The sequence below is a fragment of the Rhizobium chutanense genome, from assembly GCF_002531935.1.
Classification (GTDB): Bacteria; Pseudomonadota; Alphaproteobacteria; order Rhizobiales; family Rhizobiaceae; genus Rhizobium; species Rhizobium chutanense.
Genome location: NZ_NWSV01000007.1, coordinates 250,996 through 274,249 on the forward strand (window position 1 = coordinate 250,996; position 23,254 = coordinate 274,249).

A 23,254-nucleotide genomic window follows, 5' to 3' on the forward strand; every position below is an offset into this window, starting at 1 on the left:
ATTCGGGGAGAGACAGTGTCATCCACAAACCCGGCAAAAGAAAGGTTTTCCCAAATGGCGGTTCCCGGCATCGGCGCCACGGCTCCTGATTTCAACCTTCCCCGCGATGGCGGCGGCCGCGTCTCGCTGGCCGAATTCCATGGCAGGCCGCTCGTCCTGTTCTTCTACCCTAAGGACGACACGACCGGCTGCACTGCAGAATCACTGGCTTTCACCGCATTGGCAAGCGAGTTCGAGGCGGCCGGTGCCGCCGTCATCGGCATGTCGCCCGATTCGGCCGCCTGCCATGACAAGTTTATCAGGAAGCACCGTCTTTCGGTGGCGCTCGCCTCGGACGAGGAAAAAACCACGCTGCGGGCCTATGGCGTCTGGAAGGAAAAGAGCATGTACGGCCGCAACTTCATGGGCGTCGAGCGCACCACTTTCCTGATCCGCCAGGACGGCACGATCGCCACCATCTGGCAGAAGGTGAAGGTGCAGGGCCATGCCGAAACCGTGCTCGAGGCCGTGCGGAATCTGGCGGCGTGACCGGCAACCTCACGATAACATCTCTGCGTGGCGGCGCCATCGATGCGATACGCTCCGCCGATCTCGACCGCAAGACGGCGCTCGCGCAGGAAAGCGCCACCCGCTGGTTCGAACGCCGGGTGTCGTTGCGCTCGCCGCTCGATGCCGCATTGCCGGACAGGCCCGGCCGTCCTGAAAAGCCGGTTCTGACGCCGCCGACCCAGGTGGAGAAACGCTCGTTGCACACGCTGAAAGGCCGGATCGCCCTGCTCCATGCCATCGCCCATATCGAGCTTAATGCCGTCGATCTGGCGCTCGATATCGTCGCGCGTTTCGCAACCGAACAGGTGCCGAATTCCTTCTTCGACGGCTGGATGCAGGTTGCCTTCGAGGAGGCGAAACATTTCCGCATGGTGCGCGCCCGCCTCAACGATCTCGGCGCCGATTACGGCGATCTTCCCGCCCATGACGGGCTCTGGCAGGCCGCCCATTCTACGCGCAACGACCTCACCGCAAGGCTCGCCGTCGTGCCGCTGATTCTCGAAGCCCGCGGCCTCGACGTCACGCCGTCGCTGCAGGCAAAGATGCGCCAGACCGGCGATCTCGAAAGTGCTGCCGTGCTCGACGTCATCTACAACGACGAGAAAGGCCATGTCGCCGTCGGCGCCAAATGGTTCCGCTTCCTCTGCGCCCGCGAGAAGCGCGACCCCGCAAAGGCTTTTCAGGAGCTGGTGCGCGCCAATTTCCGCGGGCCGCTGAAGCCACCCTTCAACGACCTCGCTCGCGCCGAGGCCGGACTGACGCCGTCCTTCTATCGCTCGCTGGCTTCGATCAGCCACGCGTGAAGTCCCTGAAATTTATGATCCGACGACGGCAGTGAAAGCATTCATTAACCATAACCGTGTCTAATCTTCCGAAAGAGGCGTAGCGCATCAATCGGGAGAGCCTGCGTGAACAGCGGACATCAGCACCGGGTATTCGGCAGGCGGGCGCAGGAACATATCCTGATCCTGGCAAGCGGCGACAAGGTCCGCCACGTGACGGTCCGGCCGTGGATGGCGGCGATCGCCTTCTGCTTCATCGGCGTCTTCTCGATCGGCTATCTCCTGGCCACCTCCTATCTCGTGCTGCGCGACGATCTGATCGGCGCCACCATGGCGCGCCAAGCCCGCATGCAGCACGACTATGAAGATCGCATCGCCGCCCTTCGCGCTCAGGTCGACCGCATCACCTCCCGCCAGCTTCTCGACCAGCAGGTGGTCGAAGACAAGGTCGACAAGCTGATGGAGCAGCAAATGGCGCTGACCTCGCGCCACGGCAAGCTCGACAATCTGCTCGACCGGGCCGAAAGCTCCGGCCTCACGGAAAAGGACGGTGCCCCGCCTGCCCCCATTCAGTCCTATGCTCCCGACATCAAGGACAAGCGCGCTTCGCTTGGCGGCATCGAGGCGATCGAGAAACAGCTGGCGAGCGGCGCGCCCGCCGATGCGACGCCAGACAACTCGACGCTTGCCTATGTGCCGTCCGCCGAAACCGTCGGCGATCGCGCCGATCGCATCTTCTCCAACGTGACGCTGTCGCTGAAGGGTGTCGAACAGGACCAGCGCAACCGCGTAGAGCAACTGACGAGCGATGCCGGCAATGCCGCCAACGCCATTGCGACAGTGCTGACCCGCTTCAAGATTCCGACGCCGGCAGAGACCGCGGCTGAGAAGGACGACGACGCCGTCGGCGGCCCATATGTCGAGCCCGAAAGCAACGACGACTTCAACAATTCACTGGTGGCGCTCGACAGCGCGCTGACCCGGCTTGAAGCGGTGCGCAGCACTGCCGAATCGCTGCCCTTCCGCAATCCCGCCATCGGCAAGGAAGTGACCAGCCCCTTCGGCAATCGCCGTGATCCTTTCCTCGGCCGCCTGGCGCTCCATTCCGGCATCGACTTCCGCTTTGCTCCGGGCGAGAGGATCCGCCCGACCGCACCCGGTAAGGTGATTGCGGCCGGCTGGACCGGCGGCTACGGCAACATGGTCGAAGTCGATCACGGGAACGGCATCTCGACGCGCTACGGGCATATGTCGGAAGTGCTGGTCAAGGTCGGCGACACGGTCGACCGCAATGACGTCATCGGCCTTGCCGGCAGCACCGGCCGCTCGACGGGGACGCATCTGCACTATGAAGTGCGCCAGGACGGCCACGCCGTCGATCCAGTATATTTCATGAATGCCGGCCTTAAACTCGCCACCTATATCAAGTAACAGCCATCAGGTAACCATCGCTTCACTCTGCACGGGGTGCGGCCTCTCTATTTCTTGACTTGCCGGCCATTCGGGGTTATGTCGCGCTGCATTGCGGCATGCAATCCCGCCGACTCGTTCAGAGCTCGGCCGAACCGGAACGGAAACAGTTTTCCCTTTGACGACATTCGCTGACCTTGGCTTGAGCCAAAAAGTGCTATCCGCTGTTACCGATGCGGGCTACACGATACCCACGCCTATTCAGGCGGGAGCTATTCCCTTTGCGCTCGAGCGCCGCGATATTTGCGGCATCGCGCAGACGGGCACCGGCAAGACGGCATCCTTCGTTCTGCCGATGCTGTCGCTCCTGGAAAAGGGCCGCGCCCGCGCCCGCATGCCGCGGACGCTGATTCTCGAGCCGACGCGCGAACTCGCCGCCCAGGTCGCTGAGAATTTCGAAAAATACGGCAAGAACCACCGCCTCAACGTTGCCCTTCTGATCGGCGGCGTTTCGTTCGAGGACCAGGACCGCAAGCTCGAGCGCGGCGCCGACGTGCTGATCTGCACACCCGGCCGCCTCCTCGACCATTTCGAGCGCGGCAAGCTGCTGATGAGCGGCGTCGAGATCCTCGTCATCGACGAGGCCGACCGCATGCTCGACATGGGCTTCATCCCCGATATCGAGCGCATCGCCAAGATGATCCCCTTCACCCGCCAGACGCTGTTCTTCTCGGCAACCATGCCGCCGGAGATCCAGAAGCTCGCCGACCGCTTCCTGCAAAATCCCGAGCGCATCGAGGTGGCAAAGCCCGCGTCGGCCGCAAAGACCGTGACCCAGCGCTTCGTCGCCTCGCACGGCAAGGACTACGAGAAGCGCGCGGTTCTGCGTGAACTCGTCCGCGCCCAGGCCGAACTCAAGAACGCCATCGTCTTCTGCAACCGCAAGAAGGATGTCGCCGATCTCTTCCGGTCGCTCGAACGCCACGGCTTTTCCGTCGGCGCCCTGCATGGCGACATGGATCAGCGTTCCCGCACGACGACGCTGCAGAGCTTCCGTGACGGCAACCTCCAACTGCTGGTCGCCTCCGACGTCGCAGCCCGCGGCCTCGACATTCCCGATGTCAGCCACGTCTTCAATTTCGACGTGCCGATCCATTCCGAGGATTACGTCCATCGTATCGGCCGCACCGGCCGTGCCGGCCGCTCGGGCGCCGCCTTCACGCTCGTCACCAAGCGCGACACCAAATTTGTCGATGCGATCGAAAAGCTGATCGGCGAAAAGATCGAATGGCTGAGCGGCGATGTCAATTCCCTGCCGCCGGCAGAAGAAAGCGCCGACAGCGAGCGCCCGCGGCGCAACGGCCGCGAGCGTGGCGCTAGGGGTGAACGAGGCGACAGGGATCGCGGACGCGGGCGCGGCAATCGCAGCGCCGCGGGTCATAAATCTGATAACGACATACAGGATAATGACGTCCAAGTGATCCAGGCAGCACCAGTAAAGGCCGACATCGTGAAGCACGAGCGCAAAGCAGAGCAGAAGCCGCAAAACAATGCGCGCAACAGCCGGCCTTATCCGGCAAACGACGACAGCCGCGACCGCCGCCGCCATCGCGACCATGATGACGGCCCGACCCCGGTCGGCTTCGGCGACGATATCCCCGCCTTCATGCTGATCGCCGGCAGCGCCAAGATTTGAGCCTTGCCATGGCCAGGCCCGGTCTCGATTTTCCGGGCTTCGGCGTCGGCCTGGTGATTTTGCGCGACGCCAGGATCCTTCTCTACAAGCGCATGCGCCCGCCCGAAGCCGGCTACTGGAATATTGTCGGCGGCAAGGTCGATCATATGGAGCCGGCCGAGCAAGCCGCGCGCCGCGAGGCCGAAGAAGAAACCGGCCTCAAGATCGGCCGCATCGAGCGCATCGGCATGACCGAGCAGATCATCGATACCGACCGCCAGCACTGGATTTCGCTTCTCTATCTCGCCCGCGATGTCGAGGGTGAGCCGCAATTGACCGAACCGGACAAGCTTTCGGATTTCGGCTGGTTTCCCCTGACGGATTTGCCGGAACCGCTGTCGGCCTTCACCAAGGCGGCGATCGCAGCCTTGCCACCCGGTGAACGAGACGAATAGTTATTCGGCGCGAAGCGACGCCTCATAGGCAAGCCGCACCCATTTCGCCATCAGATCGGGATCGTCATAGGCCTCGTCGGGGATCGACCAGTAGGGCATTTTCACCGGCTTGCCCTTCTTGCCCTCATAGCTCCACTGCGTGGCGCCGGCGGCGGCAAATTCCGGGGCGCTCGTCTCGTCCGCCTTCAGCAGCATCTCGTCACGCACTTCGAGCGCGATGATGCGCCCGAGATGATAGATGCCCTTGCCGCCGAACATGCGCTTGACCGTGACCGGGCCGAGCCCCTGAAACATTTCCTCGATCCCGGCATTGTCCATGCTCTATTCCCTCGAAATCCTGTCACCGCTCACATCACAGCGCGTGATAATCCCGGTTCAGATAGAGGAGCGCCGGGTGCTTTTCGCTGAAGCGGACGGCTGCGACCTCGCCGAAGATGACATTGTGCGTCGGCATTTCCTTGATGTCGGTCACCCGGCAATCGAAGGCGGCGAGCGCATCGGCCAGCACAGGCGCGCCGGTAACCAGCGTCTCGAAACGGGCGCTGCCGAAACGGGCATCATCGGCAAGCGCCGTGCGCCCGGAGAAAGCGTCGGCAACGCCCTGATGATGGGCGCCGAGCGTGTTGAGCACGAAGATGCCGCTGCGGAAAAAGATCTCGTTCTTCGGATTGGTGTTGTTGAGGCATATCAGCACCGAGGCCGGATTGTCGGAGACCGAGCAGGCGGCGGTGATGGTGACACCGCGGCGCACGCCTTCCATGACAGTCGTCACGAGCTGCACATGGCCGGCATAACGGCTCATGGCATCGCGATAAAGGCCAGGGTCGATATGCTGCCTGTTCAACACCTGCTTCTCCCTTGCGCTCTTCTGTCTACTGCCTAATTCCGTAAATCGGCATCGTTTAAACGACGAAAATTAGGCAGCAATCGAAAGTGCTACAGCCTTCTCCGCGCATCCGAAAAGATGCGCGTCGCTGTCGTTCGACTTGCTATCGCGCCAATATGGCGAGCATCTGTTACGTTTTCTACAATAGGACCGGTGAAAAGCGCTGGGTTACGCTTGTTTTTCTTTGACGATCGCGGCCTTGCGGATAAAAGGGCATGGACGATGGCTAGGGATCTCCGCCTTTCATGATCAACCTGCGAGGGATAGCAGCCTTTCTGGTGCTGCTCGGAGCGGCGGCGCAAGGCCATGCGGCCGGCGTGACGATCGGCATCGTCGCCCCTCAGAACGGCCCGCTCGCTTTGCTCGGCAGCCAGATCGCCGCCGGCGCCGGTTTCGAGATCCAGCAATCCGGAAATACGCTCGTCGCCGTCAACGAGACCTGTGAGGACAATAGCGGTGCAGCGGTTGCCGATGCGCTCGTCAATGCCAAGGTGCAGATCGCAATCGGCTTTCTCTGCAGCGAGACGCTGGAAGGCGCGCTGCCGAAGCTGAAAGACGCCGGCATCCCCGCCATCACCGTCTCGGTGCGCTCCCGCATCCTCATGGAGGATGCCCTGAAAAACGGCTGGCCGCTCTTCCGCCTGGCGCCCGCCGACGGCACCGAGGCGGCAAAGATCATCGAAGTGATCCTCAAGGACTGGGCGGCCGATCCGATCGCGCTGATCGAGGACGGCACCATTCATGGCCGCGAACTGACGGAAGCTGTGCGCAATGCGCTGGAGCAGAACGGCCTGAAGCCGGTCTTCACCGACACCTACCGGCCGGGACAGGAGCAGCAGATCGCCCTTGTCCGCCGCCTGAAACGAGCTGGCGCCACCCGGGTCTTCATCGGCGGCGACCGCAACGATGTCGCCGTCATTGCCCGCGACGCCAAGGCGGAAAACATCCCGCTGTCCATTCTCGGCGGTGACGCCATGCGCGCCGCCGACCAGCCGCTGCCGCTGAATGCGGGCGTACGCGCCGTCGCTCTGCCGGAATATGCCCTGCTTCAGGAGGGCGCAGCCGCAGCTGAGACGCTGCGCGCCAAAGGCATCGAGCCGGAAGGGTATGTCCTGCCGTCGCTGGCCGCGGCACGCATTGCCGGCCAGGCCGTGGAAGCCGCCGCTCAAGCGGGCAAGCCCTTGCAGGAGACGCTTCTCGGCACGACATTCCAGACGCCCGTCGGCGCTGTGACCTTCAACGGAACGCATGAGCTTTCGCAAAATCCCTACCGCCTGCTCGAATGGCGGGGCAATGGCTTTTTCCCACCCGGCGCGCCGACGCAGTAAGGGGCGCGCCAGCCTTGAATCCGGCCGCCGCGATTCGATGGCGGCCCATACGGAGTACGACCTGATGACGCTGCCCATTCGTATCGCCCCCTCGATCCTCGCGGCGGACTTCGCCAGGCTCGGCGAGGAGGTACGCGACGTGACGGCCGCCGGCGCCGACTGGATCCATCTCGACGTCATGGACGGCCATTTCGTGCCGAACATCTCCTTCGGCCCTGACGTCATCAAGTCGCTGCGCTCCTATAGCGCAGCCACTTTCGACTGCCATCTGATGATCTCGCCGGTCGACGACTATCTCGAAGCCTTCGCCAAGGCCGGCTGCGACCGCATCACCGTGCATGCCGAAGCCGGGCCGCATCTGCACCGCTCGCTGCAGACCATCCGCAATCTCGGCAAGAAGGTCGGGGTGACGATCAATCCGGCAACCCCGCTCAGCGCCATCGAGAACGTGCTCGACGATGTCGATCTCATCCTGATCATGTCGGTCAACCCGGGCTTTGGCGGGCAGAAATTCATTCCGGCGATGGCCGCCAAGATTGCCGCGGCAAAATCACTGATCGGTGACAGACCGATCGAACTTCAGGTCGACGGCGGCGTCACGGTGGAAACGGCCCCTGATATCGCGCGCGCCGGCGGCAACGTCCTCGTCGCCGGCTCGGCGATTTTCAAGGGCGATACGGTCGAGGCGTATCGCAAGACCGTCGCCGATCTGCGTCAGGCAGCCGAAGGGGCACGAACATGATGAAGGGTCTTGTCATTGGCGGCATGCTTGCCGCCGCATTTGCCGGCCTGCCGGCAATGTCACTTGCCGGAGATATCGCCAGCGTCCAGCCGATCGGCTTTTCTGCCGATGGCAAGGTCTTCGCCTTTCAGGAGTTCGGTATCGAGGAGGGCGGTAATGTCCCCTATTCCGAAACCTATTTCATCGATACCGAAAACGGCCATTATCTCGAGGGTACACCCTTCCGCACCGAGCTGACCGAGAAGGATGCCAATCTTTCCAAGGCACGGCGGCAGAACCTGACGGCGGCGCGCAGCCAGATGGACAAATACGATCTGCTGACCAATCCCGGCCTGATCGCCGCCTTCAATCCGCCGACCGAGCTCGGCTCTCCCGCAAAGACGATCCGCTATACGACGCTTGCGACCGACGGTCCGCCGAAGGCGCCTTATACGCTTTCGCTCGGAGAGATGCCCGTGCCGACGCCGAAGGGTTGCGCCGCGGTCGACAAGCGTGTCATCGGCTTCAGCCTGCAGATGATCGAGAAGGAAGGCGCTCCGAACCGGCAGGCGGCGCGCCAGGCGACGGCGGTTCCGGCCGAGCGCAGCTGTTCGGTCGAATACCGGATCGGCGGCGCCATGGTGTACCAGCCGGAGGGCGGCAATCCGGTTCACATCGCCCTCGTCCTCGCCTTCGATGCCTCAAGGAATGGCCGCTGGATCGCCGTTCCGGTTCATCCCTGAGCGCCCCGGAATGGATCGTCTAAGGGCGGCAAAGCCGCCCTACCCCGATCTGATTGCCGGCGCATTGCTCTGGGGCATGCAGATGCTGGCCGCCGCCATGCTCGGCCTTTACCTGCGCAACGGCCTGGAGACGAGCCGGCTCGGCGAGGTCGCCGCCCTCTATTTCCTCGGCGGCCTGCTCTCCTGGCCCTTCGCCCTGCCGGTCGCCCGCTTCCTTGCCTATGACAGGCCGCCGGAAGCACGCTTCGCGGCTTTTTTCGTGACGTTGACGGCGGCGACGATCCTGATGACAGCCTTCCTCTTCGCCATGGAATACCGGCTCTTCTATTCGCGCTGGCACGCCCCCTCCGGCAGCGTCGTCTGGGCGTTCCAGTTCATCTTCACCAGTATCAGCGCCGTCTATCAGTTCCTGGTGATCGGCCTGCGCCTTTTCCTGCCGCTCGGCCTCGTCTGCCTTGTCGTTAGCAGTTATCATCTTGCCAAACGCATGCGTTGAGATTGCCGCCGGTCTTTGCTACAGGGGCTCCAACCTTGAATAAATCTCTTGAAAACGAAGGCAACCGCCCATGATCCCGCGTTATTCCCGGCCCGAAATGGTCGCCATCTGGTCTCCCGAAACCAAGTTCCGCATCTGGTTCGAGATCGAGGCGCATGCCTGCGACGCGCTGGCCGAACTCGGCGTCATCCCGAAATCGGCGGCAAGGACGATCTGGGAGAAAGGCGGCGCTGCCACCTTCGACGTCGCCCGCATCGATGAGATCGAGGCCGTCACCAAGCACGACGTCATCGCCTTCCTCACCCATCTCGCCGAGATCGTCGGCCCGGATGCCCGCTTCGTCCACCAGGGCATGACCTCGTCCGATGTGCTCGACACCTGCTTCAACGTCCAGCTGGTGCGGGCCACCGATATCCTCATCGCCGATCTCGACCGCCTTCTCGCGGCGCTGAAAACCCGCGCCTTCGAACACAAGGACACCGTCACCATCGGCCGCTCGCACGGCATCCATGCCGAGCCCACGACCTTCGGCGTCAAGCTGGCGCTCGCCTATGCCGAATTCGAGCGCTGCCGCCAGCGCCTGGTGGCCGCACGCGAGGAAGTCGCGACCTGCGCCATCTCAGGCGCCGTCGGCACCTTCGCCAATATCGATCCGCGCGTCGAGGAACACGTCGCCGAGGCCCTCGGCCTGAAGGCCGAGCCGGTCTCGACCCAGGTCATCCCACGCGACCGCCACGCCATGTACTTCGCCACGCTCGGCGTCGTCGCCTCGTCGATCGAACGCCTGGCAACCGAAATCCGCCACCTGCAGCGCACCGAAGTTCTGGAAGCCGAGGAATATTTCTCCCCCGGCCAGAAGGGCTCCTCGGCCATGCCGCACAAGCGCAACCCGGTTCTCACCGAAAACCTGACCGGCCTTGCCCGCATGGTCCGCTCCTACGCCCTGCCGGCCATGGAAAACGTCGCCCTCTGGCACGAGCGCGATATCTCCCACTCCTCAGTCGAACGCATGATCGGCCCCGATGCCACGGTCACCCTCGACTTCGCCCTCTCGCGGCTGGCCGGCGTCATCGAAAAGCTGTTGGTCTATCCCGAGAACATGGAGAAGAACCTCAACAAGTTCCGCGGCCTCGTCCACTCCCAGCGCGTCCTCCTGGCCCTGACCCAGGCCGGCACCTCCCGCGAAGACGCCTACCGCCTCGTCCAGCGCAACGCGATGAAGGTCTGGGAACAGGGCAAGGATTTTCTGGAAGAGCTGCTAGGCGATGCAGAGGTTCGTGCCGCGCTTTCGGAGGAGGATATTCGGGAGAAGTTCGACCTTGGTTATCACACCAAGCATGTCGATACGATCTTCCGGCGGGTGTTTGGCAACACGTAAGCGATCTGCAATCAACGATATGGCGGCGCCCTTGCAGGCGCCGTTTCATATCTAGCTTTTCTCAAGCGGCCGTTGTTTTTGCTTCGGCGCTTTCGCAACCACAGAACGTTTGCGTGCCTGCGCCTTTTTAGATGGCGCCGCTTTCTCCACCTCCTCTGTCCGGCAAGCCTCTGTCTCAGCCCTGCCCTTTGCCGCCTTGGCGACCAACTCGTCGAGACGCTTCAACTCCTCCTCGTCGAGGTTCTCGATGCCGATGAAGCGGTTCTCGGCATGGCTCGTCAGGATGATTTCGTTGAGCTTGGCCTGGATCGCCCGCGTGTCGCGCGTCTGGGCGTTCTGCAGCACGAAAACCATCAGGAAGGTGACGATCGTCGTGCCGGTATTGATGACCAACTGCCAGGTTTCCGAATAATCGAAGAGAGGGCCGAGTAAGGCCCAGATGATGACGGCAGTCAGCGCCAGAATGAAGATAACGGGTTTGCCCGCCCATTCCGATGTCTTGGTCGCGAAGTGGGCAAACAGATGCTGCATCGTCACCTCTGAAATCCTCCCACGAAGCCGGTCACAAATAACGCGGCGAGAGGTCTTGAGGTTCCGGGAATCGGCGAAGGTTTGCATTTCGGGGATCGCGCGCATTCGCGACCCCCAAGCCTCTGACTACGCGGCTTCCCGCGCAATCAGCTTGCGATAGAGATGCCAGGTCGCATGGCCGAGAATCGGGATGACGAGCGCCAGCCCGGCAAAGACCGGGATCGTGCCGATGACGAGCAGCGCTGCGACGATCAGGCCCCAGAGCAGCACCGGCACCGGATTGGCGACCGTCGCCCGGATCGAGGCGATGACGGCGGCCACTGCGCCGACATCGCGGTCGAGCAACAGCGGAAAGGTGATCACGGATATCGAAAGCACGACGAGCGCGAAGACGAAGCCGATCAGATTGCCCCAGATGATCAGCTGCATGCCCTCGGGGGTGCCGAAGACCTGGCGGAAGAAATCCGCCATGCTGCGCGGAAACACTTCGCCGAGCAGATTGCTGTAAAGCGTCTGCGCCGTCACCAGCCAGACGACGAAAAGGGCACAAAGCATCAGCCCGACCGCGACGATCGACGGCAGCGCCGGCGAATGGCGCACATCGAGCGCATGCGTCCAGGACGTGTCGAGGCCGGCCTCGCGCCGCCGGCTGATCTCGTAGAGGCCGATTGCGGCGATCGGGCCGATCAGCACGAAACCCGCCATCAGCGGGAAGACCATCGGCAGAAGATTGGCGCCCGAGGTCCACAGCGTCAGGAAGACGCCGGCGATCGGGTACATCAGGCACAGGAACACGTAGTGGGACGGTTTCTCCATGAAATCCTCGTACCCGCGCTTCAGCGCGTCGAAGACGTCGGCGATACCGATGCGATTGACCACGGGCCGCGCGAAGCTTTCGCCTGCACCCGTCATGACATGAAATGCCGCCATGGCTTTCTCCTCCTCAGCCGAGACCTGGTCGGCGGCGGGCGCGCATCGGCGGGCAAGCCGACACGAAATCCGCAACCGGCACTGGAGCAATATAGCAAAGCTCAGCGCCCCTGTCGCTCTCTCCCTTCACATCGCCTCTTGACATCTTGGACAAGCTTTCTCACATCGGCGGCACTATGAAAGCCTCAGACGCAGATATCCTCATCATCCCCGGCTACACCAATTCCGGCCCGAGCCACTGGCAGAGCCGCTGGGAGGCAAAGCTCAGCACGGCGCGACGCGTCGAGCAGGCCGAATGGACAAAGCCGGTCCGCGAGGACTGGATCGCCCGGATCGCCGAGGAGGTGAACGCCTCGACCCGCCCGGTCGTGCTCGTCGCCCATTCGCTTGGTGTCGCCTCGGCCATCCACGCTATCCCGCTTTTCCGCAAGCCGGTGGCGGGCGCCTTCCTCGTTGCTCCGCCCGATGTCACCAATCCCGACATCCGCCCGAAGCACCTGATGACCTTCGGCCCCTACCCGCGCGATCCGCTACCCTTCCCGTCGATCACGGTGGCCAGCCGCAACGATCCGTTCGGCTCTTACGAACATGCCGACGATATCGCCAGCAGCTGGGGCTCCTTCCTCGTCGATGCCGGCGAATCCGGTCATATCAATGCCGATTCCGGTCACGGCCCCTGGCCGGAGGGCACGATGGTCTTCGCCCAGTTCCTCAGCCGGCTCTCCGGCTGACAGAGGAAAACTCGCCTTCTTGCTAGTTAAGCCCGCCTTCTCGATACTTAAGTAAGTGCTTTCTAAGTCTTTCTTAATGGAATGACAGCAGACTGCATCGAGATTGAAATAAGCGAGAATGCCCGTGAAGAAAGCCCATCCAGAGGCCGACAATCCCCATGGCGAGGCTGCAGCGGCTGAGCCAGGCGCCGACAACGGGGCAGTCGACGATTCCGACCTGGCCGATCGGGAAAGCCGATGGAACCATGCGCTTGTCGGCTCGGGCCTCGGCGTATGGGATCACAACTTCCGTCTCGGCCGGAAATTTTATTCGCGGACCTGGAAGACCATGCGCGGCATGGCGCCCGACGAGGAGGCCGCCGGCGACTACGATGCCTGGCTGCAGCTCGTCCACCCCGATGATCGCGATTTCGTCGTCCACGCCATCGAACGACAAAACGTCGGCGATCCGGATTTCCAGATCTTCCAATATCGCGAGCGCCATCGGGACGGCCACTGGATCTGGATCGACTGCCGCGGCGCCTGCGTGGAATGGGACGAGAGCGGCATGCCGACGCGCATCGTCGGCACGGATACCGATATCACCGCTCGCAAGGAGGCCGAGGAGACGCTGGCCCGTCTGTCGCGCCGGCTCGATCTGGCGCTGGAGATTTCCCGCATCGGCGTTTTCGAGGCGGATATCGACAATGATACCGTCGAATGGGACGATCGCCTTATCGCCATTTACGGGCTGAAAGGCGCCGCGCACCAGATCGCCAGTGACGCCTGGGCGAAAAGCCTGCATCCCGAGGACCGCGAGCGCGTGCTGGGCCTGTCCGACCGCAGCGTCGAAAGCGGCAGTGATTTCCAGCAGGAATACCGCATCATCCGCGGCGACGGCGCCGAACGCGTCATCCGCGCCCGCTCAGCCTTCTTCGTCGACGGCAACGGTCACCGCAAGCTGATCGGCGCCAATTGGGATGTCACCGCCGAGGTCGCGCTCCGCAACGAGCTGCAGCGCGCCAGAGATCTGGCCGAGGCCCGCAATCGCGAACTCGAGGCGGCCAAGGAGAGCATCGAGCGCCTGGCGCTGCACGATTACCTCACCGACCTGCCGAACCGCCGCTATCTCGACAAGATGCTGGACGATCGCTCGTCCGAGTGCCGGGCCAAAGGCCTTGGGCTGGCGGTCCTGCATATCGATCTCGACCGCTTCAAGCAGATCAACGACACGCTCGGCCACCGGGCCGGCGATGCCATGCTCAAGCATGCAGCAAGCGTGCTCAGAAACTCCGTCCGCGCCGCCGATTTCGTCGCCCGCATCGGCGGCGACGAATTCGTCATCCTCTGCACCGTCGATCCCGGCTCGAAGAAGATCGCCGGCCTTGCTCAACGCATCATTCGCGAATTGCGCAAACCCGTCAGATATGAGGGGCATGACTGCCGTTTCGGCGCCAGCATCGGCATCGCCATCGACAGCGGGCCGAAGCTCGACGCCAAGCAGACGCTGCTCGATGCCGATATCGCGCTCTATCGCGCCAAGGGCCTCGGCCGCAACCGCTTCGAATTTTTCTCGGCCTCTGCCCGCCGCGACATTATCTCCGCCAAGCACCTTGCCGACGAGATCCTGATCGGTCTCGAGCGCAATGAATTCGTGCCCTTCTACCAGCTGCAGTTCGACGCCCGCACGCTCGATGTCACTGGCGTCGAAACGCTTGCCCGCTGGCAGCACCCGGTGCACGGGCTGCTGACGCCCGATCGCTTCCTCGATATCGCCGAGGATCTCGACGTCGTCTCGACCATCGATGCCCTGATCCTGGAGCGCGCCCTTGCCGACCGCCGCGCCTGGATCAAGGACGGGCTGTCGGTTCCGAAAATATCGGTCAACGTTTCCGCTAGGCGACTTGCCGATCCCGATCTCGGCAAGAAGCTCCGCGCCCTGAAGATTACGCCCGGCACCATCTCCTTCGAATTGCTGGAATCGATCTCCCTCGACGATTGCGACGAGGCGGTGGCCGCCAATCTGAAAAAGCTGCGCAAACTCGGCATCGACATCCAGATCGATGATTTCGGCACCGGTCACGCTTCGATCGTCAGCCTGCTGCGCTTGAGCCCGAAGACGCTGAAGATCGACCGCGAACTGATCCGCATGCTGCCGCAATCGGCCGAGCAGCGCAAACTGGTCGGCTCGATCATCGATATCGGCCGCTCGCTCGATATCCTCGTCATCGCCGAGGGGGTCGAGACGGCCGATCATATCCGCATTCTCGAAGAACTGGACTGCGACACGCTGCAGGGCTATGCCCTTGCCCGGCCGATGCCGGCCATGCAGATCCCCTCCTTCATCCGCGCCGGAAGCTGGCGCCATGGGCAAGCCGCCGCCCGCGCCCTGCAGACGCAGCTTCGCCGCGCGCTGCGAAGCAGAGCCGGCAAATAAAAGCCTGCATAACCGGCCCGCCATTTCGCCTTCATTTCACCGTACAGGAAATGGCGCTAGACTTGTCTGGCGAATTCATTCGATTCTCTTGGCGGTATTCCGTAAAATCAGAAACCGGGGCCAGAATACGGAAACCGGGGCCAGAATGCGTAAACCGGGGAAGGAGCGACAGGCGGATTGTGAAACCCACTCTTTTCCTTTAAGGGGACGCCACGAGATCGATCCACTCGCGCTATCCCAAGAGCGCCAACAACAGAGAATGACCACGATGAACCGTCGCCGCCGTATTTACGAGGGCAAGGCAAAGATTCTGTATGAGGGTCCGGAACCGGGCACTTTGATCCAGTTCTTCAAGGACGATGCCACTGCCTTCAACAAGAAGAAGCACGAAGTCATCGATGGCAAGGGCGTCCTCAACAACCGCATTTCCGAATATATCTTCAGCCATCTGAACAAGATCGGCATCCCCACCCATTTCATCCGCCGCCTCAACATGCGCGAGCAGCTGATCAAGGAAGTGGAGATGATCCCGCTGGAGATCGTCGTGCGCAACGTCGCCGCCGGTTCGCTTGCCAAGCGCCTCGGGATCGATGAAGGCGTGGTCCTGCCGCGCTCGATCATCGAATTCTATTACAAGTCCGACGCGCTTGACGATCCGATGGTCTCCGAAGAGCACATCACCGCTTTCGGCTGGGCCAATCCCGCCGAGCTCGACGACATCATGGCGCTTGCCATCCGCGTCAACGACTTCATGACCGGCCTCTTCCTGGGCGTCGGCATCCAGCTCGTCGACTTCAAGATCGAATGCGGCCGCCTCTTCGAAGGCGATCTGATGCGCATCATCCTCGCCGACGAGATCTCGCCGGACAGCTGCCGGCTGTGGGATATCGAGACCCACGAGAAGATGGACAAGGATCGTTTCCGCCGCGATCTCGGCGGGCTGCTCGAAGCCTATTCCGAAGTGGCGCGCCGTCTCGGCATCATCAATGAAAACGAGCCTGTGCGCGGCACCGGGCCAGTTCTCGTCAAGTAAGGCAGGAAAGACAAAGTGATCAAGGCTCGTGTCACCGTCACGCTGAAAAACGGCGTTCTCGATCCGCAGGGCAAAGCCATCGAAGGCGCGCTCGGCGCCCTCGGCTTCTCGGGCGTCGGCCATATAAGACAAGGCAAGGTCTTCGACCTGGAGCTTGAAGGCGCCGACAAGGCGAAGGCCGAAGCCGACCTCAAGGCCATGTGCGAAAAACTCCTCGCCAACACGGTGATCGAGAATTACGCGATCGCGATCGACTGACGATCACCGCCCCGTCGTCCTGCGGACTGTGAGGATTTGGCGTCATGATGAAAGCAAAGCTGGAGACGGAAGTCTCGAAATATATGAGCTATGTTTTGCGTCATGCGCCGGAGGCCGCGGGCCTGACGCTTGATGCCGAGGGCTGGGTGTCGTTCGATACGCTCGAAAAAGCGGTGACGTCGAAATATGAGGTTTGCCGCGCCGATATCATCGAGATTGTCGAAAACAATCCGAAGAAGCGCTTCACCCTCGTCGATAACAGAATCCGCGCCAATCAGGGTCATAGCATCGACGTCGATCTCGCCTTGACCCCGATCGAACCGCCTGCCGCTCTGTTTCACGGCACGTCTCGGACGAACTGGCCGTCGATCGAGCACCAAGGCTTGCAGAAGATGCAGCGGCACCACGTTCATCTCTCGGCGGATGTGGAAACCGCGAAAATCGTCGCAATGCGCCGCAAGGGTGAACATATCATCCTGCGTGTGGATGCGGCCCGCATGTTTTCGGAAGGTCATTCTTTCTTTGTCTCCGACAATGGAGTATGGCTCGCCGAAAGCGTTCCAGTTCAATATCTTTCGCTAGACGCAGGGACCCCATGAAATCAGCCGTCGTTCAACTTCCGGGCCTCAACCGCGACCGCGACATGATCGCCGCCTTGACCAAGATCTCCGGCAAGGCGCCGGTGACGATCTGGCAGACAGAGACCGAGATCCCCGATGTCGATCTGATCGTCATCCCCGGCGGCTTCTCCTACGGCGATTACCTGCGCTGCGGCGCGATCGCCGCCCGCATGCCGGTCATGCAGGCGATCATCGACAAGGCGGCAAAGGGCGTGAAGGTGCTCGGCGTCTGCAACGGCTTCCAGATCCTCGTCGAGGCCGGCCTGCTGCCGGGCGCACTGATGCGCAATGCCTCGCTGAAATTCGTCTGCCGCGAAGTCAAGCTCGAGGTCGTCAATGCCGAGACGGATTTCACCCGCGCCTATGCGCAGGGGCAGGTCATCCGCAGCCCGGTCGCGCATCACGACGGCAATTATTTCGCCGATGCAGCGACGCTGGCGGCGATCGAAGCCAAGGGCCAGGTGGTGTTCCGTTATGCCGAAGGCACCAATCCGAACGGCTCGATCAACGATATTGCCGGCGTGATGAACGAAAAGGGCAATGTGCTCGGCATGATGCCGCATCCGGAGAACCTGATCGAAACCGCCCATGGCGGCTCGGACGGCCGTGGCCTCTTCGCCTCGGCGCTCGATGTCATCGCTGCCTGAAATCCCTTCATCCGGATCTGGAGCAAGATCGATGCGCCCTCGCCTTTCCGCCAACGCCGCCCTGCTCGCCGCACTCGCTGCCATGGTCGCGGCCTGCCAGTCGTCGCCGGCCCCCACAGGTCCGGACCGCGCCGCGCTGCCGACGATGGAACGCGTGGCGCTCGGCGCCAATGCCTGCTGGTTCAAATCGGGCGATCCGGCCTTTGCCGCCTATAAACTCGCGCCGGAGCTCAATTCCTTCTCCGGCCGACCGCGTATCCTGCTCGTCCACAAGGGCAGCCCGGAAGCCCGGCCGCTGCTCGTCGTGCAGGCCGAGGGAAGCCCGTCGCGCCTCCAGGCCTTCGGTCCGATGATGTCGGAACCGGTCGCCGGCCGCATCGCCGCCGACGTCAACCGCTGGTCCGGCGGCAACAAGGCCTGCAGCTGATCCTCCCGGCGGCGGGAAGCCCGATCAATCCCAGAAACGGTCAGTCCCAGAAAAACGACTTGCCGACTTCGCGCGCCGCATCGGACTGCGACACTCCGATATCCTTTAGTCCGGCTGCCGTAAGCTCCCTCAGCGCACGCCGCCCCTCCCGCTTCTGATGCCAGAGAAGAATGGCAGCCCAGATCCGCCCCAAACGCGTCGCCGCGGCAGGCTCGGCGGGGATGACTTGTCTCCTGTCCTCGTAGGAGACAATAGGTACAATCGGCATTTTGATCTCAGGCAAGGCAGACATTCCAGGAATCCTTTTGGACAACCATTGGAATTGACTCATACGCTTGACGGATACAATGTGCCAATATATACAATTGTCACCATGACAAATTGGCTTCCCGATATTTCCCGCGGCTCCGGACCGGTCTATCTCCGGCTCGCCGACAGCATCGAATCCGCCATATCGAGCGGCGCCCTGCCCGCCGGCAGCAAACTGCCGCCGCAGCGCAATCTTGCCTATGATATCGGCGTGACGATCGGCACGATCGGCCGCGCCTATGCGCTGGTGCACGAGCGCGGCCTGGTCGCCGGCGAGGTCGGGCGCGGCACCTATGTGCTGAACCGCTCCGAGACGCCGCCCAGCGAACAGATCGATCCGCTGACCATCTCGCTCGGCGGCACCCGCCTCCAGGATGCGCCTGCGAACGTGATCCGCTTCGACACGACAGCCGCTCCCGATCTCGGCCAGGGCAAGATCATAGCAGGTATCCTTTCCGAGATCGGCGAACAGCATCTCGCCGAAATCTCTTCTTATTCCCGGAGTTTTCCGCCAAACTGGTTCGAAGCCGGCCGCCGCTGGCTTGCCCGCAGCGGCTGGACGCCGGAGGTCGAAAACATCGTACCGACGCTCGGCGCTCACGCAGCGGCAGTCGCGGTCATCGCCGCCGTCTCCGCACCGGGCGACAAGATCGTCTTCGAGAACCTCACCTATACGCAGGTCAGCCGCAGCGCCCGCCTGCTCGGCCGCCGCACGCTGACGGTCGATTCCGATGAGGTTGGCGTGATCCCGGAGGATTTCGAGCGGGTCTGCCAGCAGCAGCATCCGAAAGTCGCCTTCCTGATGCCGACCGTCCACAATCCGACGGTGGCGATCATGCCCTATGAGCGGCGTGCGGCAATTGCCGGCATTGCCAGGAAACACGGCGTCTGGCTGATCGAGGACGATCTCTACGGCGGCATGGCCGACGATGATACGCCGCTCATCGCCTCGCTGGCGCCCGACCGCACCTTCCTCGTCAATGGCCTGTCGAAATCGGTCGCCGCCGGCGTGCGCGGCGGCTGGGTCGCCTGCCCGCCGCATTTTGCTCAGCGGATCCGGGTGACGCACAGGATGATCACCGGCGGTCTGCCCTTCATCCTGGCGGAAACCTGTGCGCGCCTCGTCGAAAGCGGCACGGCGCATGAAATCCGCAGGCAGAGTGTCGAGGAACTCTCCCGGCGCGTTCGCCTTGTCCGCGAGCAGCTGCAGGGCTTCGATTTCGCATCGCACCCGCACGCGCCCTTCCTCTGGCTGAAACTGCCGGAGCCGTGGATGTCGGGCACCTTCAAGAATGCCGCTTTCCGCGACGGCGTGCTCGTCGACGACGAGGACGAATTCAAAGCGGCCCGCGGCGAGAAATCCTATCATCGCGTTCGCGTCGGCTTCTCTTCGCCCAAGACCAGTCAGGAGTTGATCTCCGGCCTGATGATCCTGCGCCGGCTGCTGGAAAATGGCGGTTCCGCCTATGATGGCGAGATATGACCTGTTGCATATACGCCTCATAATTTAGAAAAAGCGCAGACGCGCATATCCAGCGCCGTCCCGACTCAACCTCCGTGTTACGTCTTTGTATTCCCGCCTGACGCGAATCAAAGGACAGTCAATGAGAGTCGACGTCGGAAGAATCACATTGTGCTTTTTGAGTGCGGCGTCATTGGCAGCGATATCAGGCATCTCGGCTGCAGGCTCGGCCAGTGCCGGCGAGCAGATATTCGATGAGCTGCGCTTCGGGGTCTCGACCTCGGTACAATCGGGACATTCCAGGGAAGACGGCGTCTTTCCGGAAATGACTGCCCTCTTCGATCCTTTCGGATATGAGGCCGCCGTCGGCTGGCAGCAGCAGCTGTTGCATCCCCGCGTCCATCTCGGCACCTCGATCGGCACGTCGGGCGAAGCCACCCAATTCTTCACCGGCTTCACCTGGACGGTCGATTTCAACGAGAAGCTTTTTGCCGAAGCCGGTTTCGGCGGTGTCATCCATACCGGCGATCTCGACGGCGATGGCGACGGCCCGGAACTCGGCTGCCGCGTCCTCTTCCACGAATATGTCGGCGCCGGCTACCGCTTTACCCGCAATTGGAACGTGATGGCCCAGATCGCCCACTCCTCGCATGCCAATCTTTGCGACGGTCCGAACGACGGCATGACGCGCGCCGGCCTGCAGATCGGCTACAAGTTCTGATCGATTGTCCTTTTCCCGGAAACTCTGCCCGCCCTCTGTTGACGGCAGGCATTTTCCTGTCGCGCGCCGCCGCTACATAAGCTAAAGACAGCGCAAAACGCGCCAGGGACTCTCCGCTCATGACCATTCCAAACACCATCCCGATCACGCCGGAACTCATCGCAAGCCACGGCCTGAAGCCGGACGAGTATCAGCGTATCCTGGATCTGATCGGCCGCGAACCGACTTTCACCGAGCTCGGCATCTTCTCGGCCATGTGGAACGAGCACTGCTCCTACAAATCCTCGAAGAAATGGCTGCGCACGCTGCCGACCAAGGGGCCGCGCGTCATCCAGGGCCCGGGCGAGAACGCCGGCGTGGTCGATATCGATGACGGCGATTGCGTCGTCTTCAAGATGGAGAGCCACAACCACCCTTCCTATATCGAGCCTTACCAGGGGGCCGCGACCGGTGTCGGCGGCATCCTGCGCGACGTCTTCACCATGGGCGCGCGTCCGATCGCCGCGATGAACGCCTTGCGCTTCGGCGAGCCGGATCATCCGAAGACCCGCCACCTCGTCTCCGGCGTCGTTTCCGGCGTCGGCGGCTACGGCAATTCCTTCGGCGTGCCGACGGTCGGCGGCGAAGTCGAGTTCGATGCCCGCTATAACGGCAACATCCTCGTCAACGCCTTTGCCGCCGGCATTGCCAAATCCAACGCCATCTTCCTGTCCGAAGCCAAGGGCGTCGGCTTGCCCGTCGTCTATCTCGGTGCCAAGACCGGCCGCGACGGCGTCGGTGGCGCCACGATGGCCTCGGCCGAATTCGACGAATCGATCGAGGAAAAGCGCCCGACCGTTCAGGTCGGCGACCCCTTCACCGAAAAGTGCCTGCTGGAAGCCTGCCTCGAACTGATGCAGACCGGCGCCGTCATCGCCATCCAGGATATGGGTGCCGCCGGTCTCACCTGCTCGGCCGTCGAAATGGGCGCCAAGGGCGATCTCGGCATCCTGCTCGAACTCGACAAGGTACCGGTGCGCGAAGAGCGGATGACCGCCTACGAGATGATGCTGTCGGAAAGCCAGGAGCGCATGCTCATGGTGCTGCAGCCGGAAAAGGAAGAGGAAGCCAAGGCGATCTTCGTCAAGTGGGGCCTCGATTTCGCCATCGTCGGCAAGACCACCGACGACCTGCGCTTCCGCGTCGTGCATCAGGGCGAGGAAGTCGCCAACCTGCCGATCAAGGATCTCGGCGACCAGGCGCCGGAATATGACCGTCCTTGGCGCGAATCCGGCAAGCAAGCTCCCCTGCCCGCCAATCTCGTCGCCGCACCGCAGGATTACGGCCAGGCGCTGCTCCAGCTCGTCGGCTCCGCCAACCAGTCGAGCCGCCGCTGGGTCTACGAGCAGTACGATACGCTGATCCAGGGCAATTCGCTGCAGCTTCCGGGCGGCGATGCCGGCGTCGTGCGCGTCGACGGCCATCCGAGCAAGGCGCTCGCCTTCTCCTCCGACGTCACGCCGCGTTACGTCGAGGCCGATCCCTTCGAAGGCGGCAAGCAGGCGGTTGCCGAATGCTGGCGCAACATCACCGCAACCGGCGCCGAACCGCTCGCCGCCACCGATAATCTCAACTTCGGCAACCCCGAAAAGCCTGAGATCATGGGCCAGTTCGTCCAGGCAGTGAAGGGCATCGGTGAAGCCTGCCGCGCGCTCGACTTCCCGATCGTCTCCGGCAATGTCTCGCTCTACAACGAGACCAATGGCGTCGCCATCCTGCCGACCCCGACGATCGCAGGCGTCGGCCTGCTGCCGGACTGGCGTAAGATGGTCCGCATCGGCAGCGCCAATGACGGCGACAAGGTGATCATGATCGGCGTCGACGGCAGCCACCTCGGCCAGTCCGTTTATCTCCGTGACGTGCTTTCCAGCCGCGAAGGTCCCGCCCCAGAGGTCGATCTGTTCGCCGAGCGCCGCAACGGCGATTTCGTCCGCTCCGTCATCCGCAACGGCCAGGCGACCGCCTGCCACGACATTTCCTCGGGCGGCCTCGCCGTCGCGCTTGCCGAAATGGCCATGGCGTCGGACAAGGGTCTGGCGATCGATCTCGGCGAAGGCAAGGGTGCTCCGCATGCGCTGCTCTTCGGCGAGGACCAGGCCCGTTACGTGCTGACGGTGCCGGCCGATGTCGCCGATTTCGTCTGCGCCAATGCCGAAGGCGCCGGCATTCCCTTCCGCCGTCTCGGCACGGTCGCGGGATCGGCGCTGACCGTCGGCGATCTCATTTCGCTGCCGATTCAGCAATTGCGCGATGCCCATGAATCGTGGTTCCCTGATTTCATGGAAGGCCGCGGCGAACTGGCCGCGGAATAATGCGCAAGGAGTAACGATCATGGCCATGAAACCCGGCGATATCGAAGACATGATCAAGGCTGGGATTCCCGGTGCCAAGGTGACGATCCGCGATCTGGCAGGCGACGGCGACCACTACGCCGCCGAAGTCGTCGCCGAAGCCTTCCGCGGCAAGAGCCGCGTACAGCAGCACCAGATGGTCTACGAAGCGCTGAAAGGCAATATGGGCGGCGTGTTGCACGCGCTGGCGCTGCAGACCTCGGCACCGGAATGATGGTAGGGTAGCGACGGAAGGACGAGCCGCTCGTACGAAGCGTTTGATTTGCGCAGACCGTTCCTCCACCCTCACCAAGTCAGTTTATGCCGGGATGGGCGCAATTTGATTTTGCTGTCGCAAGGCGTCCCTGACGCGTGCG

26 protein-coding genes are annotated in these 23,254 nt (G+C 62.6%); 21 read left to right on the forward strand and 5 right to left on the reverse strand.

Features of this window, described 5'->3' with window-relative positions; translation table 11 throughout:
- Positions 1-54: 54 nt before the first annotated feature.
- From CO666_RS14445 to CO666_RS14465, 5 genes are all read left to right on the forward strand, one after another.
- Complete coding sequence (locus tag CO666_RS14445) at positions 55-528, forward strand: peroxiredoxin (RefSeq protein WP_097612779.1); 474 nt, start codon at positions 55-57, stop codon at positions 526-528.
- Positions 525-1,352 (forward strand): ferritin-like domain-containing protein, encoded by an 828-nt coding sequence (locus CO666_RS14450; protein ID WP_097612780.1) that lies wholly within the window; start codon positions 525-527, stop codon positions 1,350-1,352. The genes CO666_RS14445 and CO666_RS14450 overlap by 4 nt, the downstream gene beginning before the upstream one ends.
- Before the next feature lie 105 nt (positions 1,353-1,457).
- Positions 1,458-2,762: a peptidoglycan DD-metalloendopeptidase family protein gene (locus CO666_RS14455; RefSeq protein ID WP_097612781.1), complete on the forward strand. Its 1,305-nt coding sequence runs from the start codon at positions 1,458-1,460 to the stop codon at positions 2,760-2,762.
- A gap of 157 nt (positions 2,763-2,919) precedes the next feature.
- Positions 2,920-4,437, forward strand: coding sequence for a DEAD/DEAH box helicase (locus CO666_RS14460; protein WP_097612782.1), 1,518 nt, complete (start codon positions 2,920-2,922; stop codon positions 4,435-4,437).
- 8 nt (positions 4,438-4,445) lie between these two features.
- Complete coding sequence (locus CO666_RS14465; RefSeq protein ID WP_097612783.1) at positions 4,446-4,871, forward strand: NUDIX domain-containing protein; 426 nt, start codon at positions 4,446-4,448, stop codon at positions 4,869-4,871.
- Here CO666_RS14465 and CO666_RS14470 read toward each other — a convergent pair whose 3' ends face one another.
- A complete protein-coding gene (locus CO666_RS14470; RefSeq protein WP_085737372.1) occupies positions 4,872-5,189 on the reverse strand; it encodes a TfoX/Sxy family protein in 318 nt (105 codons plus the stop codon).
- 34 nt (positions 5,190-5,223) lie between these two features.
- Complete coding sequence (locus CO666_RS14475) at positions 5,224-5,718, reverse strand: flavin reductase (RefSeq protein WP_097612784.1); 495 nt, start codon at positions 5,716-5,718, stop codon at positions 5,224-5,226.
- Positions 5,719-6,002: 284 nt separating this feature from the next.
- Between CO666_RS14475 and CO666_RS14480 the strand changes: the two genes are divergently transcribed.
- The 5 genes from CO666_RS14480 (at position 6,003) to purB (ending at position 10,423) form a co-directional block, all read left to right on the forward strand.
- Entirely contained in the window at positions 6,003-7,085 is a 1,083-nt protein-coding gene (locus CO666_RS14480) for a branched-chain amino acid ABC transporter substrate-binding protein (protein WP_097612785.1), read from the forward strand.
- Positions 7,086-7,149: 64 nt separating this feature from the next.
- Entirely contained in the window at positions 7,150-7,827 is a 678-nt protein-coding gene (rpe, locus tag CO666_RS14485; RefSeq protein ID WP_097612818.1) for a ribulose-phosphate 3-epimerase, read from the forward strand.
- Positions 7,824-8,549: a DUF2259 domain-containing protein gene (locus tag CO666_RS14490; RefSeq protein ID WP_097612786.1), complete on the forward strand. Its 726-nt coding sequence runs from the start codon at positions 7,824-7,826 to the stop codon at positions 8,547-8,549. The genes rpe and CO666_RS14490 overlap by 4 nt, the downstream gene beginning before the upstream one ends.
- Positions 8,550-8,559: 10 nt before the next feature.
- Positions 8,560-9,045: a hypothetical protein gene (locus CO666_RS14495; RefSeq protein WP_097612787.1), complete on the forward strand. Its 486-nt coding sequence runs from the start codon at positions 8,560-8,562 to the stop codon at positions 9,043-9,045.
- A gap of 70 nt (positions 9,046-9,115) precedes the next feature.
- A complete protein-coding gene (gene purB, locus CO666_RS14500) occupies positions 9,116-10,423 on the forward strand; it encodes an adenylosuccinate lyase (protein ID WP_097612788.1) in 1,308 nt (435 codons plus the stop codon).
- A gap of 51 nt (positions 10,424-10,474) precedes the next feature.
- On the opposite strand, the gene CO666_RS14505 is transcribed toward purB, so the two are convergent.
- Both CO666_RS14505 and CO666_RS14510 read right to left on the reverse strand, forming a co-directional pair.
- On the reverse strand, positions 10,475-10,954 hold the full coding sequence (locus tag CO666_RS14505) for a low affinity iron permease family protein (RefSeq protein WP_097612789.1): 480 nt from the start codon (positions 10,952-10,954) through the stop codon (positions 10,475-10,477).
- A gap of 126 nt (positions 10,955-11,080) precedes the next feature.
- On the reverse strand, positions 11,081-11,884 hold the full coding sequence (locus CO666_RS14510; RefSeq protein WP_097612790.1) for a DUF2189 domain-containing protein: 804 nt from the start codon (positions 11,882-11,884) through the stop codon (positions 11,081-11,083).
- Between the two features lie 176 nt (positions 11,885-12,060).
- Here CO666_RS14510 and CO666_RS14515 point away from each other — a divergent pair, with 176 nt between their 5' ends.
- The 7 genes from CO666_RS14515 to CO666_RS14545 all read left to right on the forward strand — a co-directional run bounded on the left by CO666_RS14515 (position 12,061) and on the right by CO666_RS14545 (position 18,016).
- Positions 12,061-12,615, forward strand: a complete 555-nt coding sequence (locus CO666_RS14515) for an RBBP9/YdeN family alpha/beta hydrolase (protein ID WP_097612791.1) — start codon at positions 12,061-12,063, stop codon at positions 12,613-12,615.
- Between the two features lie 118 nt (positions 12,616-12,733).
- The gene (locus tag CO666_RS14520) at positions 12,734-15,031 is read left to right on the forward strand and encodes a putative bifunctional diguanylate cyclase/phosphodiesterase (protein WP_097612792.1); all 2,298 of its coding nucleotides are present in this window, start codon (positions 12,734-12,736) and stop codon (positions 15,029-15,031) included.
- Positions 15,032-15,299: 268 nt separating this feature from the next.
- Positions 15,300-16,064 (forward strand): phosphoribosylaminoimidazolesuccinocarboxamide synthase, encoded by a 765-nt coding sequence (gene purC, locus CO666_RS14525; protein WP_003568927.1) that lies wholly within the window; start codon positions 15,300-15,302, stop codon positions 16,062-16,064.
- Between the two features lie 15 nt (positions 16,065-16,079).
- Positions 16,080-16,322 (forward strand): phosphoribosylformylglycinamidine synthase subunit PurS, encoded by a 243-nt coding sequence (gene purS, locus CO666_RS14530; protein ID WP_088684904.1) that lies wholly within the window; start codon positions 16,080-16,082, stop codon positions 16,320-16,322.
- A 44-nt stretch (positions 16,323-16,366) separates the two neighbouring features.
- Positions 16,367-16,921 carry an RNA 2'-phosphotransferase gene (locus CO666_RS14535; RefSeq protein WP_097612793.1) on the forward strand — a complete coding sequence of 185 codons (555 nt, stop codon included), beginning with the start codon at positions 16,367-16,369 and terminating at the stop codon, positions 16,919-16,921.
- Positions 16,918-17,589 (forward strand): phosphoribosylformylglycinamidine synthase subunit PurQ, encoded by a 672-nt coding sequence (purQ, locus tag CO666_RS14540; RefSeq protein WP_097612794.1) that lies wholly within the window; start codon positions 16,918-16,920, stop codon positions 17,587-17,589. Before CO666_RS14535 ends, purQ begins: the two co-directional genes overlap by 4 nt.
- Positions 17,590-17,620: 31 nt before the next feature.
- Positions 17,621-18,016, forward strand: a complete 396-nt coding sequence (locus CO666_RS14545) for a hypothetical protein (protein WP_097612795.1) — start codon at positions 17,621-17,623, stop codon at positions 18,014-18,016.
- A 40-nt stretch (positions 18,017-18,056) separates the two neighbouring features.
- On the opposite strand, the gene CO666_RS14550 is transcribed toward CO666_RS14545, so the two are convergent.
- Entirely contained in the window at positions 18,057-18,308 is a 252-nt protein-coding gene (locus CO666_RS14550; protein WP_097612796.1) for a DUF1127 domain-containing protein, read from the reverse strand.
- Positions 18,309-18,389: 81 nt separating this feature from the next.
- On the opposite strand from CO666_RS14550, the gene CO666_RS14555 reads away from it, so the two are divergent.
- The 4 genes from CO666_RS14555 (at position 18,390) to CO666_RS14570 (ending at position 23,112) form a co-directional block, all read left to right on the forward strand.
- Positions 18,390-19,808 carry an aminotransferase-like domain-containing protein gene (locus CO666_RS14555; protein ID WP_097612797.1) on the forward strand — a complete coding sequence of 473 codons (1,419 nt, stop codon included), beginning with the start codon at positions 18,390-18,392 and terminating at the stop codon, positions 19,806-19,808.
- Between the two features lie 121 nt (positions 19,809-19,929).
- On the forward strand, positions 19,930-20,508 hold the full coding sequence (locus CO666_RS14560; RefSeq protein WP_097612798.1) for an acyloxyacyl hydrolase: 579 nt from the start codon (positions 19,930-19,932) through the stop codon (positions 20,506-20,508).
- 119 nt (positions 20,509-20,627) lie between these two features.
- Positions 20,628-22,859 carry a phosphoribosylformylglycinamidine synthase subunit PurL gene (gene purL, locus CO666_RS14565; protein WP_097612799.1) on the forward strand — a complete coding sequence of 744 codons (2,232 nt, stop codon included), beginning with the start codon at positions 20,628-20,630 and terminating at the stop codon, positions 22,857-22,859.
- Between the two features lie 19 nt (positions 22,860-22,878).
- A complete protein-coding gene (locus CO666_RS14570) occupies positions 22,879-23,112 on the forward strand; it encodes a BolA/IbaG family iron-sulfur metabolism protein (RefSeq protein WP_003540079.1) in 234 nt (77 codons plus the stop codon).
- Positions 23,113-23,254 lie beyond the last annotated feature (142 nt).